Genomic DNA, 15,514 nt, shown 5'->3' with positions numbered 1-15,514 from the left:
TGCTTTTTTAATCTTTATACTGACGTTCGGGAATATGCTTCTCCTGAATAACGCCGCGGTCAATGAAATCGCGGACAAAGCTCCGAAATGATTCCTTGTCATCCGAGTTTTCCGAAAGAGCTTCAATATTGTTCACGAATTTCAACTGGTCATAATCATATTTAAACTGGCCGGTAAACCCGCGTGCAATTACTTTTCCGTAATGCCAGCAGCAGTTTTTATCTTTCGTGTTCAACGCTTTTGATAAAATCACTAACGCCTCAAGCAGGCTGTTTGTCACAACCGGATCATTTTCAGAGTACGAAGCGATATGGCTGAAGGCTGAGTATACATAAAAGGAAAATTCTTCATTCTGCATAATCAGGCGTAGCGTTTCATCATCATCCGTTAAATACGGGGTGAATTTTGTAACTTTGGAAATTGAAAACAACAGGTCTGTTAATTGGTAAATGGCATCCTGGGCAGTCATGGGCTCATCGTTCCCAATCGACTTGATCGCAATTTCGGTCAATTTCCGGATACCGAATTCCAGGTCCTGCACTTCCGTTTTGCTGTGGCCCAGGTATAAGAACTGACGGAATTTCTGTTCATTGATAGCCATGTCCGCGCTGCTGTCCGTTTTCCAGTATTTAAATAACGTAATTCCTTCCATTACGAAATCACCAACGCGCCGCTCCATTTGAATAACGATCCCATCTTTTCTGGCTTCTCGTATCAGCTTACCGAAATCCACCACCTGGAGGAAACCGGTCCGTTCACTGGCCACTACATGAGCTTCACCGTGCGTTTTTTCGCGAAAAACCCGCTCTGGATCCTGCGGACGGTACGGTTCAAGGTCATACACGAGCGTATTTAAAATACGCAGCTGCGATTCTTCCTTCATAGAATTTGTAATACTTGATACCTGCATCCATTTCGTCGCATGGTTGATAAACAAAATAAAGTTAATAACGGAAATAGAAGTCATTATGACACCGGAGATAGGGAAAATCACGTATTCACTCATGCTTGAATCAAGGAAAAAGAATACAAACAGGAGAAAAAAGAAACATAGGTTAAAAATCCCGATCGAGTGCTGGGTCCTTCGGTCAGCAATAAAGTTAAAAAGCACTCTTGGCGTGAACTGACCCGAAAAGCTCGTCAGCACGACGAGTATCGAGTTAAATGTAAAAGCGTTCAAGGTGAGTACACCCGAGAGTATCGTGCTGTACATCGTCTGAGCCAGACTATATTCAGTCGAAAACACCGGCAGCGAATTGAACGCCGGCTGCAGGCCGAATTCTGCCCAGTAGGCCGCTACGGAAAGTATGGCCGCGAGCATGATGTAAATAGCCGGCAGCACCCACAAGCTCGAGCGTATTTCATACCACTGCTGGCGGTAAGACATGCTCATCATCTGCCGAATTTTTTTCGGCAGCATGCGTCTAATAGCGTTTTTCAATAAATTCATCCTCTCTATACGAACAAAACATACGTATGTAAACCCCAGTGTTAGTTTCCCTTCTGTTCATGATTTAAACTGAATAGATATACTTCCACCTTACATGAAAAAACCGGCAGAGAAAACCTGCCGGTTTGTACTTCTTATCCGTGCCGTTCTATAAAGCGTTTAAACCGATCCATCGCTTCTACAAGCGACTCCAGCGAAGTAGCATACGAGCAGCGGACATGCCCTTCTCCCCCTGAACCGAAAACTGTTCCTGGAACCACCGCTACCTGTTCCTCCGTCAGAAACGCCTCGGCGAATGTTTCGGCATCCATACCCAGCTTTTCAATCGAAGGAAACGCATAGAAAGCACCAAGCGGCGTGTGGCACTCGAGCCCCATTTCCGCAAAAGTCTTAACTAAATAATTGCGGCGCTGCCGGTAGCTTGCCACCATTCTTTCCACGTCTGCACGTCCATTTTTCAATGCCTCCAGGGCACCGAACTGGGCAGACGTAGAAGCACACATCATCGTATACTGGTGAATTTTAAGTACTGCAGCCATGATATCCTTCGGACCGCATACATACCCTACTCTCCATCCAGTCATCGCAAACGCTTTGGAGAATCCCGAAATTAAAATTGTACGCTCGAGCATTCCAGGAAACGCGGGCAGGCTGGCATGCTCATGATCATAGCTGAGCTCGGCGTAAATTTCGTCCGATACAGCGAGCAGGTCGTAGTCTTTAATTACATTCACAATCGGCTCCAGCTCTTCCTTCGACATATGGGCCCCTGTTGGGTTGTTCGGATATGAAAGAAGCACCGCTTTCGTCTTTGAAGTAATAAGGTCTTCGAGATCTCCAGCCTTAATTTTAAAATCGTGTTCTTTTGTTGTTTCAAGCGGCACCGGTACTCCCCCGGCCATAGTGATAATCGGCGCGTAGGAAACGAAGCAGGGCTCTGCGACAATTACTTCATCCCCAGGGTTAATGATCGCCCGAAACACTGCATCAATACCTTCACTTGCCCCTACAGTAATCACTATATCTGATTCGGGATGATACGAGACATCAAAAGAACTTTCGAGATAATATGATACCGCCCTCCGGAGTTCAATCAGGCCGGCATTTGCTGTATAGGATGTGAACCCCCTTTCCATCGAAACGATGCTTGCTTCCCTTACATTCCAGGGAGTGACAAAATCCGGCTCCCCTACACCTAAGGAAATGACGTTATCCATCGTTGAAGCTAAATCAAAAAAACGCCGGATGCCTGAAGGCTTTAACTGCTGTACAGTCTCAGACAGTCTATGCTGTTGGGTCGAGGAAGTATTCATGGCGAAACCATCATTCTGTGGTCTTCATCGTCGTCACCAAACACTACTCCGTCATGCTTGTACGTTTTCAGCCGGAAATGGGTCGTCGTGGAAATAACCGAATCCAGGGCCGATAGTTTTCCCGAAACAAACGAAGCGATTTCTGACATCGTTTTTCCTTCAATGACCACCTGCAGGTCATACGTGCCTGACACTAAATACAGAGCTTTGACTTCCGGGAAACGATGAATTCTTTCCGCTACTTCATCGAACCCAACGCCCCGCTGCGGAGTCACTTTTACATCAATCATTGCCGTCACGCCATCATGGTTGTTGACTTTACTCCAGTCCACGACAGTCGCATACGTAACGATTACTCTATTTTCCTCTAATTTTTTCAGCATTGCTTCTACTTCTTCTTCGGTCTGGTCTATTAATTTGGCAATTGTTTTAATATCCATTCTGGCGTTCTGTTCCAGTAAATGCAGAATCTCCAATTCTTTTTCGTTCAAGAACGGCAGCCCCTTTCTCTCTCCTTGAATTACATCTCCTGTGCACTATTGTACACTAAGAGAGGACACTAAACGACATGTCCTTCTCTTTTACACTACTTTTTTTATTGGTATATAAAACATTATCAAGCTTTCCGCAAAAATTTTCAAACAAGGCTTCAGTTTATCTAAAAAAAGCCTTTTAATTTTGAAGCAAAAAAGGAATCAGTAACAATGGAGGCGATAAGATGGCAAAAGAAAAATCCCATGTAAACCAACAGTCCAGCGTGGCTTTCGTAGTATTAGATATGATCAATGATCTGGATTTTCCGGACAGTGACGATTTACTCCCGCATGCCCTCGATGCCGCTGAGAGTGTTAAAAATTTAAAAAAACAGGCAAAAGAAAAAGACATCCCTGTTATTTATGTAAACGACAATTACGGGCGCTGGCAGAGTAACTTTCCTGATCTGGTGGAATACTGCAGACGCGACGACGCCCCAGGAAAACCGGTAGTAGAAAAAATCCTTCCCGACGATGATGACTATTATATACTCAAACCGCAGTTTTCGGGATTCTTTGCTACTCCATTGGAATTACTATTAAATAATCTGGAAGTCACGACGATTATATTTGCGGGCGTAGCCGGCAATATGTGCGTGCATTTCACAGTAAACGACGCTTATATGCGTGGATATAAATTAATGGTGCCGCAGGACTGCACCGCATCCAACAGCATGCAGGCCAATGAAGAAGCAATCAATTTGATGAGTAAGGTTCTTGGAGCTGATACAAGGGACAGCACCGAATACGATCTGGAAAAAATCATCCAGGAAGCCCAGGAGCTTCCTCAGCCTTCTCATTCTTCCTAAACAAAAAAGCTTCCGGGGGTCCGGAAGCTTTTTTACCTACTTATATTCAAGCAGTACAGGAAATCACAAAAAAATCCTTCCGGAGCAAAGGCCGGAAGGATTTTTATCGTTATGCTTCAAATACACGTTCGAGTGAAGATTTATCCTGGTTGAGCCAGCTGCGGAATACCTGCTTGGCATCTTCAAGGTCATGAAGCTTCGCCTGACCGCACTGCAGTTCAGTAGCTGCAGGAACCTCAGTAACTTCCACGCCGTCTTTCATCGTTTTCTCAAGAATATCAATGATCTCACTTACCGCCGGCTCCCCGTTCATGATCAGATAAAATCCTGTCTGGCAGCCCATCGGTGAAAGATCTATAACTTCAAAGTGGTCATAGTCTTCAGCATATTCGCGAATATTCAAGGCAAGCAGATGCTCCATCGTATGAATCGTTGGCGGTTCGAGGCTATCTTCATTCGGCTGGCAGAAACGAATATCAAATTTTGTGACGATGCCGTCGCTTCCCACCTTCTGAACCCCTGCCTGACGGACGTATGGAGCAACTACTTTCGTATGATCGAGCTCAAAGCTTTCTACTTTTGCCATATCGTTACGTTCACTCCTTTATTATTTTCTTGTGCCCATTGTATCGTTTCCCGCACACAATTCCAAATTAAACAATTCCGCTCAAAAAAGCCCCGACCTTTTGGCCGGGCCTTAAAAGCCTGTTATTCAGCTGATTCACCAGTAATTTCTTCGATTTCGCCTTCAAGTGTTGTCAAAATTTCTTCAGCGTCACCGCCGACTTCCTCTACATAGTAATCACGCATTGGCATAGTTACTTCCCGGAATTCAGCGCGCTGTTCCTCGCTCAATTCCACTTGTTCAATATCAGATTCACTGGTCATCGTCTCTCGGGCCTGTTCATTCTGCTCAACCTGTTCGTCATACACCCAATCCTGCATTTCTGTTACCGTCTCATCGAAGGTTTCTTTCAAGTCGTCCGGAAGTTCATTATAGAACTGCGGGTTCACTGTTGTCATGGCTACGTACGAATTCTGGTTTGAAATCATCAAATGGCTCTGTACCTCGTCGTAAGAAGAAGCTTCGATAAAGAACAATGGATTCTCCTGGCCGTCCACTGTCCCGTTATCAAGAGAAGTGTAAAGCTCTCCGGCGCTCATTACCTGCGGATCTGCCCCGTATTCACGATAAGTCTGCTGAAGCAGCGGAGAGTTCTGCGTTCTCATTTGAAAGCCATTGAAGTCGTCTGGAGACTCAATTGCCTTATTTCCTGTCCACTGCATTGCTCCCTCACTCCAGAAGGAGAGCGGCATAATGTCTTCTTCCTCATATCTCGCAGCTAACGTATCGTTTAATGCTTCGCTTTCATTCAATACCTGCTGCACGTCTTCCTGATCATTTGGAAGTAAAAACTGCAGGGAGAACACCTGCCCTTCCTCTACCATTGTTCCAGTAAATCCCGGAGAGACCACAGCCATTTCAACCGCCCCCTGCTGGAGTTGCTCCACCTGGTCGACTTCACTGCCGAGGCCGCCGAATTCCACCGGCTCAATCGTTACCTGGCCGTCTGTCTTTTCATCCATCCGGTCAGCGAATTCCTGTGCATATTCGTACTGTACCTGGCCTTCGTTTTCCTCAGTCACAAAGGTCCATTCATATGTTTCTTCACCATTGCCGCCACCACCACTTTCGTCACTGCCGCCACCGCAGGCTGCGAGTACTGCTGCTGCAGAAAGAGTTGTCCCCGTCAACAAACCAAGCTTTTTCTTTTTCATGTACAAATTCCCCCTTATCAGTAGTAAAACGAATGATCCGGCTGTCGGAGAGGCGGCCATCCGCCACCACCTTCCTCATCCAGCCCCCCCTGTTAATTGTCAGGGAGTAAAAACGTTGAAATAGGTTCAAAAGCTATAAGCAGTACTGCAATAACGAGCATCATCACAATAAACGGGGGCGTCCCCCGAATGGTATCGAGGTACGATCGGTTAAACACCGCACTCGCGGTAAATATATCTACACCAAATGGCGGTGTAGCGGATCCAAGCGCTGCCTGGAAGGTAATAACGACTCCTAAATGCACCGGGTCTACTCCCGCCTGAATTGCGGCTGGGTAGAAAATCGGGGTCAAAATGAGAATAACTACAATCGGATCCACAAACATACAGCCGATAAAGAAGAAAATGGATACGATAATTAAAACGTAAATTGGTCCCGGGTCTCCGCCAAGGAAGGTGTCTGTAATCATTTGCGGAATACGGGCAAACTGAATAACCCATGCAAACACCTGGCCGCCGGCTACCAGCATAAAAACAGCCGACGTTACAAGCCCCGAGGATAAAGCGATGCTGAACATTTGTTTTAGCTTCACTGTACGGTAGACGATAACTTCTAGTATAAATGCGTACACCACTGCCATTGCCGCTGCTTCCGTCGGAGTAAAAAGGCCCGAATAAATTCCTCCGATAATAATAACTGGAAATAGAAGAGGGAAGACCGCATCAAACGTCATTTTTCCGCGTTCTTTCCATGGAATTTTAGCTGCAAGCAGGATACTGTAAATTTTGGCATGTATGTATGCATAGAGAGTAAAGAAAATAAATACGAGAAGGCCCGGGCCAATGCCCGCAATAAACATATCGCCAAGGGACGTGCCAGAGATTAAAGAATACATAATCATCCCTATGCTCGGTGGTATCAAGAGCGCCACATCACTTGCGTTAATAATAAAAGCAATAGCCGTTGAGTCTTTGTATCCTACTTTTAACAGCCGCTGTCTCATCGGCCCGCCAATCGCTACTACTGTCGCCTGGGTCGAGCCGGAAATCGATCCGAAAATTGTGCAGGCGGCCGCGGTCGTAATCGCGTAACCACCCCGGAGATGGCCGACAAAAGCGCCAATAAAATCAAGCAGCCGCTTTGATGTGTGTCCCTGCGACATAATGTCCGCTGCAAAAATAAACATCGGAACTGCAAGAAGCACGTAGCTTGATATTCCTTCAAGCATCTGCTGAAGCATAATAAATGGATCGACTGCATCAAAGAAAAACAGCACAATCACAAGTGGAGCCAAAATCAATGGAACCATCATAGGGAAACCGAGAGCTAAAAAGATGACCATTATCGCAAGTAATGTAAAAAGCATAATTGTTTCCTCTCATTCTCCGGTATATTTTATAGTTGATTGGATTCTTTCGCTTCTTGCTCTGTGTCATAATCTTTTCGTTCTGCTGCAATGTATACGTCTTTGTTTCTCACGTTTACCCAGAAGTTCCGTAAAAACTGAATACCTCCCAACAAAAAGCCAATAGGCGCCCATACCACCATCCATACATAGGAAATCCTAAGGTAATTGGTGACCCTGTTTTGTGAAGCCAATACGTAATCATACGAGTAATATGCCAGAGCAAACAGCACAAAAGCTGTAACTAAAGGAATAATAAGAGCTAACGCTTTACGGTATTTGTACGACACATTATCAAACAGCGCTGTCATACTAATGTGTCTGCCCTGTCTGGCCACGTAGCCCAGCCCAAGGAACGTCGCCATATAAATCGCAATCTGGCTTATTTCTTCTGCAAATGCCCATCCGCCGAGGCCAAGGTTCCTGCTGATGGTATTGCCTGACACCATTACCGTTATCGTTATGATAGCAAGCGACAGGACTGCTTCTTCAGTACGCTTAAGACCTAGATCAAGCCATTTGAATATTTTCAATTTTCAAACACCCATTTCTGCATTTTTTCCAATTTTTAAAAAATAATGGCCGCAATTTAATTTAGATGCAGACCTGCCATTCACAGTATATGTATAAATAGAACTTTTTTATAATAAGTTAGTGTAAGTATACTTAACATATACATTTCTTGCAAATGGTTTAGGTACATTTTATCCCTTTCTTCCTTTATATACTAGCACCTAATCCTTACTAATTCGTGCTGACACCTGCTTTAGCCCTAAAATCCTCTGAGATGGCAATTTTCCTGGGCTGAATCTTTCTTTTCGACTCTCTTTTTCTCTATTTCTTTCCTGCTTTCTTTGAGCCTCGGCACCACGAACCTAATGCCATATGATAAAATATTGTTGCCTGTACTTATATTTATCATAATGTGGGCGGTTCCTTATCCTTACTAACTGCAAAATTCAGAAAGGACGTTCGTGAATGGAATTACTGCAGAACTTCCCACTCCTAGTGGCATTATCTTCTATCTTATTAGCACAGGCGATTAAAATACCTCTTGGTTTTATTGCTGCCAAAACCTGGGACGCTTCACTTATTACAAGCACCGGCGGTATGCCAAGCTCCCACTCAGCAGCCGTCACTTCGCTATCTACTGCCATCGGTATTGAGCAGGGCTTTGACTCGAATCTTTTTGCCATCTGCATCGTTTTCGGCGTTATTGTAATGTTTGATGCTACCGGCGTCCGGCGGCATGCGGGCTATCATGCTACCGTATTGAATCAGCTCGTTAATGATTTTAACCGCCTCGTAACAGAAGCCCGGTCGTGGCAGCAAAAACGCGAACCTGAAAAACGCCAGGAACTGAAAGAGCTGCTTGGCCACCAGCCGATTGAAGTTATTTTCGGAGCTATTTTCGGAGTAGCTGTCACGTTCGCTGCTCATGCGATTTTTATCGTGTGATCAGCTTTTGGTTCGCATGACATATAGAGAAAGTCCCCGGCACGAATGCCGGGGACTTTCTCTATATATTGTAACTTATATTCAGTTTAAAACGGGTTCTGGCCTTTGCGAAGAAGGAAGCCAAAACCGCCAAGAATCCACAAAGCACGATTTTCGATCACTTTTTTCATGAAGAACGCCGGACGGCCATAAAGCTTCTTCGAGCCTACAACACCGATGGCTTCTTTTCCACCAAGAGAAGCTACAGTACCTTTAATATCGGCAGCAAAAGCTTCTGTTGGGCGCCCTTCTATCAATGCTTTAATGTTATTAGCAGCCGTTTCGCCTTGCTGGAGAGCTATTTGCGCTGTTGGCGGGAACGGGCGATCAATTTCTGTATTGATAATAAGAGAACAGTCGCCGATAATAAATTCGCGTTCGTAGCCTGGAGCACGAAGATCGTCATCCACTTTTACCCGGGCACGGTTGTTTTCAAATCCGGACTCCTCGATAAGCGGATTGCCACGAACACCAGTTGCCCAGATCACTGTCGACGTTTTTACGGATTCCCCAGTGTTCAGCTCCACGCTGTTTTCCGTTACTGCTTTAATCGGGGAATCGAGCTTGAATTCTACTCCACGGTTTTCAAGTAAATTCATCGCATACTCTACAAGCTCCGGATCAAAGCCTGGAAGAGCTGTCGGCATCGCTTCGATGACGTACATTTTGACTTTGTTGCGAGGCACGTCATACTCTTTACAAAGCTTAGGTACGCGTTCGCTCAGCTCGCCTATAAATTCCATACCGGTAAAGCCGGCGCCTGCTACAACAAATGTCAGATCTTCTTCTTTTGCTTCATCACTGTGATAGCGGGCAAACATGTATTCAATGCGGTCTTTCATCTGGCGCGCCCCGTCTACTGTCCACCGGTGGTAGGAGTTTTCGTAGACGCCTTCGATACCGAACGTTTCAGAAATAGCACCAACGCCTACAATAATGTAGTCATACTGCAGTTCGCCGCCGGAAGCAAGCGTCACTTTCTTTTCTTCTGTAACAACCTTAGTTGCTTCATCCTGAACGAAGTTTATTTTATTTAAATCAAGAATTTTGCTGATTTTAATGCGGGTGCGGTCATGGTGAAGTGTTCCCGCAGCCGGCTCATGCAGCCAGGTCGTCTGGTAATGATAATCGTGCCTGCTGACCAGCGTAATGTTTGCATTGTCTGTTCCTACTTCTTTTGCCAGCTTCGAAGCGGAAACGAGACCAGCATAGCCAGCGCCTAAAACAACAATATTTGTTTTCCCTGCCATGTCAATCACTTCCATTTTTAGATTTTGTTAAAAGCAGCTCATGTATGTGATTTATTTCACGTACATAACTATATCAAACCAGTTTTTCTTTAAGATAAAGGAAAACTTGCTTCATTACCTGCTTTTAATGCGTTGCATTTTGTAAAAAAATAGACACAAACCCCGTACTTAATATTATGGGTTTTGCCGTAATATTTCAACCTTTTTCCCGATTTTCACCTTTTTTCATCTCTTACCCTCAAGCGCGGCAGGGAAATACCCTTGGCATTGATTTTGCTTATGTTACAATGTAACTCTTGAAACAATTTCTCAATTGGTTTCTATTTTTCTCAATCAGTATTATAATGGAATGAAATTTGAAAAGATTTTTGGAGGTGTACCTTAGTGGTATTAGAGTCAGATATATACGATGTGACCATTATAGGCGGCGGTCCTACCGGTTTATTTACCGCATTTTACGGAGGGATGCGCCAGGCTAAAGTTAAAATCATTGAAAGCATGCCACAGCTCGGGGGCCAGCTTGCTGCTCTCTACCCGGAAAAGTTTATATATGACGTGGCAGGCTTCCCGAAAGTCCGGGCCCAGGAGCTTGTAGATAATTTAATTGAACAGATGAATCCCTTCAACCCGGAGGTAGTCCTTGAACAAAGCGTAGAAAATGTCATCCGCAATGAAGATGACCTGATTGAGCTTCATACGGATAAAGGGGTGCATTATACCCGCACTATTATTATCACTGCTGGAGTAGGCGCTTTCCAGCCACGGAAACTTCAAATTGACGGCATGGAACCATATGAAGAATCCAATCTTCACTACTTTGTTAACGATCTCCAGGCATTTGCCGGAGAAAAAGTGACTATTCTTGGCGGCGGCGACTCAGCTGTTGACTGGGCAAATATGCTTGATCCAATCGCAGACGTCACTCTCGCCCACCGCCGGGACAAATTCCGTGCCCATGAGCACAGTGTCGAACAGCTTAACCAGTCGAACGTGGATATTCTCACCCCATTTCAGGTTAAAGACGTACTCGGAGACGGCGAACGTATTCAGCAGGTCGTTTTTGAAGAAGTGAAAGGTACTGTTGAGCAGGTCGTCGACGTTGATTCCCTGATCGTCAACTACGGCTTCGTTTCTTCTCTCGGCCCGATTAAAGAATGGGGACTCGATATTCATAAAAATTCCATTGTTGTAAATACAAAAATGGAAACAAACATCCCCGGCGTCTACGCAGCAGGGGACGTTACTTCCTACGAGGGCAAAGTAAAACTAATTGCTACCGGCTTCGGGGAAGCTCCTACGGCAGTGAACAACGCAATGAATTATATTAATCCAAAGGCAAAAGTTCAGCCGGGACACAGTTCCCATATGTTTTAATAAAAAAACGATCCGCATCCGGGATCGTTTTTTTGCTATTTAAAGCTGATTTCTTCTCCGGTCTTTTTCTGCACAGTTTCAGCGAAATTGTTCTTTTCCTTTTCCGCCTGTTCAAGCACCGGGTTAATATTTTCTTCAACCGACTGGGCCAGGTTCTCTGTGCTCATTAACTCTTCTGCAACGTATACGTATTGATTCGCATAGGAAACGTGAGCGTTATACACTGCCTGCATATCTTCGCCCTCCGGTACGCTGATCGTTTCAACGTTATCTAATGCCGTGACGAAGATATCTTCCTGCATGCTTTGAAGCTCTCCGCCTGCCCCTTCTTTTTCATCTTCTACGGCGTTTACAGCTTCTGTAAGATGTGTGTCCAGCTGCTCAAGCTCTGTGGCGCTTTCGTCCACTTCTTCTATGTATTGCTGTTCTTCGTCTGATAAGCTGCTTCCACAACCTGTCAGCATTATTGCGCTTAATACTCCTACAAAGATCGCTTGCCTTTTCATAACTCCACCCCCTTATCACTACATTTTACAAATTGTGCCTATACGTGACCAGAGAAACATAAAAAAAGCAGCTGTCAATACACAGCTGCTTTTTCAAAACTACTCTCTTAACACTTCTCCGGCGTGCCTTCCTTGGTTGCGGTCTTGAACGATGCGCCGCAGCCGCAGGAGGCGATGGCGTTCGGGTTGTCGATCGTAAAGCCGCCGCCCATCATGTTTTCTTTGAAATCAATGTTTACGCCCTGGAGAACTGGAGCACTCTCATTATCAACAACGATAGGAACGCCTTTAATCTCAAGTACCTGATCCGTTTCTTCTACTGTAGAATCGAAACCCATGCCATAGGATAGGCCCGTGCACCCGCCACCTTTTACGCCTACACGCATATATAATGAACTGTCGCCTTCTTCTTCAATCATAGCCAGCACGCGCTGTGCTGCTGCATCCGATAATACTAACATTAGTGTTTCCTCCTTTGTGTATCTGAGGCTCATTTATATTATAGACTCTATTCCTCCGTTCTTCAAATATTACCCTTCTGATTTTTTATCCAGTTATTTTTGTGGGCAAATACATGCGCTTTACTTATACTTGTAATAGAAATATTAAAATAAGGAGGCGATTTTTTGAAAGTCATGACTCTACTTATCCTTGCCCTTGGCGTTGGATGGATTATTGTTGCGGAAAACACAAATCAGACTGTTTCTTTTTCAGTTTTCCAAAGTGCTTCCACGACAAATAGCGAAACTGATTTAATCGAAGAACAGAAAAAAATGGAAAAATCGTGGCAGCAGGAGTACATGGCCGGAAACTATACTTTTGATAACCCAATGATCATACAGGACCCTTACGGCGAGGCGCCGCTGACTGCCCTGGCTAAATTCCGCACTGAACAGCCAAGCCGTATTACTGTCACCGTAGCCAGCCGCAGTGAAGCGCAGAATATCACTCATACATACTCTGCCTTTAATCAGGAGCATGAGGTACCCGTTCTTGGCCTGTATCCAAGTACCGAAAACGAAGTTACTATTGAAGCTGAAGACCGGCAGGGAAACGTCCAGGTGAATACTGTTTCTATAGAAACCAGCGATACTCTCGCCTCCGCTCATGACCGGGAGATAGTGACAAGCTCCCCGGAGGAAATGGAGCCTGGGCTCACCTTTTTAATCCCTGGTAAATCCAACGTTTATGGCGTGGACGAAGAAGGAGACATCCGCTGGTATTCTTCCCGTACCGGAGGCTTTGTTTTTAAGCGTCTCTCCAATGGAAACCTGCTGCTCGGGGCATCCGAGTCAGCGGACAAGCGCAATGATTATCTGTTTGAGACAGATATGCTTGGAAAAGTCCAGCACCAGTATAAAATTAATTTGCCCAATTACGAGGACACTAACGTAATTCACCATGATGCCATCGAACTGCCAAATAACAATCTTTTAGTTACCGTCCACGATAACAGCAATGCCTACGAAGAGGATACTATGGTCGAAATTGACCGTAACACCGGTGAAACGGTAGAAACGCTTGATTTAAAAGACATCTTCCCTTCTGAAGCATATGAAGAATATTCCGGGCCGAACGAAAGTGACGGTGACTGGATGCATCAAAACGCTATTTGGTATGACGAAGAAAACAAAAGCATTCTTGTATCCGGACGCCATCAGAGTGCCGTGCTCAGCCTAACCTATCCCGATATGAATATTAACTGGATTCTTGCTGCCCCGGAGGGATGGTCAGAAAGCATGGCAGATAAAGTACTCGAACCCAAAAGCGAAAATTTAAAATATCCCGGTGCCCAGCACGCCCCGATGATACTCCCGGACCAGGATAATAACCCCGCCACGAAAGATGTTCTGCTGTTTGATAATAACAGGGCAGTTACCCGCGGCGATGATTCCCTCAGCAGAGATTTCAGCCAGGGAATTCAATATCGGATCAACGAAGAAGAAGGCACCGTGCAAACCGTTTGGAATTATGGTGAAGAGCGGGGGAAGAAATTCTTTTCCAATGTCGTCGGGGACGCTGACTTTTTGTACGAAACCAACAACCGCCTGTTGACCTCCGGCTATCAAAAAGTAGAAGACGGCTACCAGGCTACTGTCGTTGAAACTGCCGGCGATACGCAAAACGTTGTATACGAGCTCGAACTTTCCGGCATTAAAAAAGGCGACGGCCGGGTTGTTTACCGGGCAGAGCGGATGCCGCTCTATCCAGAAGCATGGAACTTCTCTTCCGCTTCCCCGGGCCCCGCTTCTTCTGACTGAGGAAGAAAAGCTGGTTTGGGCGTTGTTACTTTCCTTCCGGAATACCACGATGTATAATAAGAAATTGAGCCCCGGAAATTCTTGTTAGCTTGATGTCTTTCCCTGGCAGCATACCTTTTATATACCTATACCACAGATAAGGCTCTGCACGGCGGTACGGAAGCCGCCTGCAGGACCGCTGGACTTTACAGTATTTCTTGTACATCGGAAAGGAAGGATTATTATGGCGATCACCTTGAATCGCGACGCCGACATGCAGCGCATTGCCGACAAAGTCCGAGAAGGAGAACGGTTATCCATCGAAGACGGCCTCTACCTCTATGAAACAGCGGACCTATTGACCGTGGCCCAGTTGGCAAATGAGGTGAACGAAAGAAAAAACGGGGATAACGTTTATTTTATCGAAAATATGTACATCAACCCGACCAACGTATGCGAAGCCAGCTGTTCATTTTGCGGATTTAAACGCAAGCCCGGCCAAGAAGGCGCGTATACAATGCATGAGGAAGAACTGCTTGAATACGTTGAAAAACGCTGGAATGATAACATTCGCGAATTCCATATCGTTGGCGGCCACAACACGGATGTGCCTTTTGAGTATTATTTAAATACTGTGCGCGTATTGAAAAAGCATTACCCTCAGGCGAAGGTTAAAGCTTATACTGGGGCCGAAATCGAATTTTTCGCCCGCCATGCAGGAATCAGCATGCGCGAAGTCCTCGTAGAGCTGCAAAAGGCAGGCCTCGACACGCTTCCGGGCGGGGGCGCTGAAATTCTTACTGAAAATTACCGTGCAAAAATGAGCCCGGACAAGGCGACGACGTTCGAATGGCTCGAAGCTCACGAACTCGCTCACGATCTTGGCATGCGTACGCACGCCACCATGCTGTACGGGTCAATTGAATCGAAGGAGGAACGGCTTATTCATATGGACCGTGTCCGCGCCCTTCAGGATAAAACCAACGGATTCATGGTCTTTATCCCGCTGGCCATGCAGCCTCGCAAGCTCAATGCCGGCCTGCACCAGCGTACCTCGGCATTCGATGACCTGAGGACCGTGGCAATTTCAAGACTGATGCTTGATAACTTCGATCACATTAAAGCGTACTGGATTAACATCGGCGCCCAGTTGACCCAAATGGCCCTCACCTTTGGCTCTGATGACATTCACGGTACCCTGATCGAAGAACGAATTTCCCACTCCGTTGGCGCGTTGACGTCCCAGGGCATCACCCGCAAAGAATTAATCCATTTGATTAAAACAGCTGGAAAAACACCGGTGGAACGGGATACGTTCTATAATATTGTTAAATCTTATTAAACACAAAAAGAGAGC

General features: G+C 45.6%; 15 protein-coding genes. 5 read left to right on the top strand and 10 right to left on the bottom strand.

The genetic code is table 11. The annotated features are described in order from the left end of the window. Window positions 1-7: 7 nt before the first annotated feature. From CHL76_RS12875 to CHL76_RS12865, 3 genes are all read right to left on the bottom strand, one after another. Window positions 8-1,441 carry a DUF2254 domain-containing protein gene (locus CHL76_RS12875; RefSeq protein WP_158219181.1) on the bottom strand — a complete coding sequence of 478 codons (1,434 nt, stop codon included), beginning with the start codon at window positions 1,439-1,441 and terminating at the stop codon, window positions 8-10. Window positions 1,442-1,584: 143 nt separating this feature from the next. Continuing rightward, on the bottom strand, window positions 1,585-2,763 hold the full coding sequence (locus CHL76_RS12870) for an aminotransferase (RefSeq protein ID WP_094908778.1): 1,179 nt from the start codon (window positions 2,761-2,763) through the stop codon (window positions 1,585-1,587). Beyond that, the gene (locus CHL76_RS12865) at window positions 2,760-3,254 is read right to left on the bottom strand and encodes an Lrp/AsnC family transcriptional regulator (RefSeq protein WP_143745416.1); all 495 of its coding nucleotides are present in this window, start codon (window positions 3,252-3,254) and stop codon (window positions 2,760-2,762) included. Before CHL76_RS12865 ends, CHL76_RS12870 begins: the two co-directional genes overlap by 4 nt. 227 nt (window positions 3,255-3,481) lie before the next feature. Here CHL76_RS12865 and CHL76_RS12860 point away from each other — a divergent pair, with 227 nt between their 5' ends. Beyond that, the gene (locus CHL76_RS12860; protein ID WP_079475574.1) at window positions 3,482-4,105 is read left to right on the top strand and encodes a cysteine hydrolase family protein; all 624 of its coding nucleotides are present in this window, start codon (window positions 3,482-3,484) and stop codon (window positions 4,103-4,105) included. Window positions 4,106-4,214: 109 nt separating this feature from the next. Here the strand turns inward: CHL76_RS12860 and CHL76_RS12855 are convergent, their stop codons facing one another. The 4 genes from CHL76_RS12855 to CHL76_RS12840 form a co-directional block, all read right to left on the bottom strand. Beyond that, on the bottom strand, window positions 4,215-4,691 hold the full coding sequence (locus CHL76_RS12855) for an S-ribosylhomocysteine lyase (RefSeq protein ID WP_094908777.1): 477 nt from the start codon (window positions 4,689-4,691) through the stop codon (window positions 4,215-4,217). Between the two features lie 122 nt (window positions 4,692-4,813). Next, a complete protein-coding gene (gene dctP, locus CHL76_RS12850; RefSeq protein WP_079475572.1) occupies window positions 4,814-5,884 on the bottom strand; it encodes a TRAP transporter substrate-binding protein DctP in 1,071 nt (356 codons plus the stop codon). A gap of 92 nt (window positions 5,885-5,976) precedes the next feature. After that, the gene (locus CHL76_RS12845) at window positions 5,977-7,251 is read right to left on the bottom strand and encodes a TRAP transporter large permease (protein ID WP_094908776.1); all 1,275 of its coding nucleotides are present in this window, start codon (window positions 7,249-7,251) and stop codon (window positions 5,977-5,979) included. 29 nt (window positions 7,252-7,280) lie between these two features. Continuing rightward, the gene (locus CHL76_RS12840; protein WP_079475570.1) at window positions 7,281-7,823 is read right to left on the bottom strand and encodes a TRAP transporter small permease; all 543 of its coding nucleotides are present in this window, start codon (window positions 7,821-7,823) and stop codon (window positions 7,281-7,283) included. 445 nt (window positions 7,824-8,268) lie between these two features. Here CHL76_RS12840 and CHL76_RS12835 point away from each other — a divergent pair, with 445 nt between their 5' ends. Next, window positions 8,269-8,748 (top strand): divergent PAP2 family protein, encoded by a 480-nt coding sequence (locus CHL76_RS12835; RefSeq protein WP_079475569.1) that lies wholly within the window; start codon window positions 8,269-8,271, stop codon window positions 8,746-8,748. An 86-nt stretch (window positions 8,749-8,834) separates the two neighbouring features. Here CHL76_RS12835 and CHL76_RS12830 read toward each other — a convergent pair whose 3' ends face one another. After that, window positions 8,835-10,052, bottom strand: a complete 1,218-nt coding sequence (locus CHL76_RS12830) for an NAD(P)/FAD-dependent oxidoreductase (protein WP_079475568.1) — start codon at window positions 10,050-10,052, stop codon at window positions 8,835-8,837. A gap of 369 nt (window positions 10,053-10,421) precedes the next feature. Between CHL76_RS12830 and CHL76_RS12825 the strand changes: the two genes are divergently transcribed. Beyond that, window positions 10,422-11,411: an NAD(P)/FAD-dependent oxidoreductase gene (locus tag CHL76_RS12825; RefSeq protein WP_079475567.1), complete on the top strand. Its 990-nt coding sequence runs from the start codon at window positions 10,422-10,424 to the stop codon at window positions 11,409-11,411. A gap of 35 nt (window positions 11,412-11,446) precedes the next feature. On the opposite strand, the gene CHL76_RS12820 is transcribed toward CHL76_RS12825, so the two are convergent. Together CHL76_RS12820 and CHL76_RS12815 are read right to left on the bottom strand one after the other, a co-directional pair. Further along, a complete protein-coding gene (locus CHL76_RS12820; RefSeq protein ID WP_079475566.1) occupies window positions 11,447-11,917 on the bottom strand; it encodes a hypothetical protein in 471 nt (156 codons plus the stop codon). A gap of 107 nt (window positions 11,918-12,024) precedes the next feature. Beyond that, window positions 12,025-12,378 carry a HesB/IscA family protein gene (locus tag CHL76_RS12815; protein WP_094908775.1) on the bottom strand — a complete coding sequence of 118 codons (354 nt, stop codon included), beginning with the start codon at window positions 12,376-12,378 and terminating at the stop codon, window positions 12,025-12,027. A 174-nt stretch (window positions 12,379-12,552) separates the two neighbouring features. Here CHL76_RS12815 and CHL76_RS12810 point away from each other — a divergent pair, with 174 nt between their 5' ends. Then, window positions 12,553-14,178 (top strand): aryl-sulfate sulfotransferase, encoded by a 1,626-nt coding sequence (locus CHL76_RS12810; protein WP_233133426.1) that lies wholly within the window; start codon window positions 12,553-12,555, stop codon window positions 14,176-14,178. Window positions 14,179-14,401: 223 nt separating this feature from the next. After that, a complete protein-coding gene (mqnE, locus tag CHL76_RS12805; protein ID WP_094908773.1) occupies window positions 14,402-15,499 on the top strand; it encodes an aminofutalosine synthase MqnE in 1,098 nt (365 codons plus the stop codon). The last annotated feature ends 15 nt before the right edge of the window (window positions 15,500-15,514 follow it).

Origin of the sequence: Marinococcus halophilus (assembly GCF_002265875.1) — a bacterium.
In the GTDB taxonomy this organism is placed as follows: Bacteria; Bacillota; Bacilli; order Bacillales; family Marinococcaceae; genus Marinococcus; species Marinococcus halophilus.
This window is presented reverse-complemented; position numbering and strand designations above follow the sequence as displayed.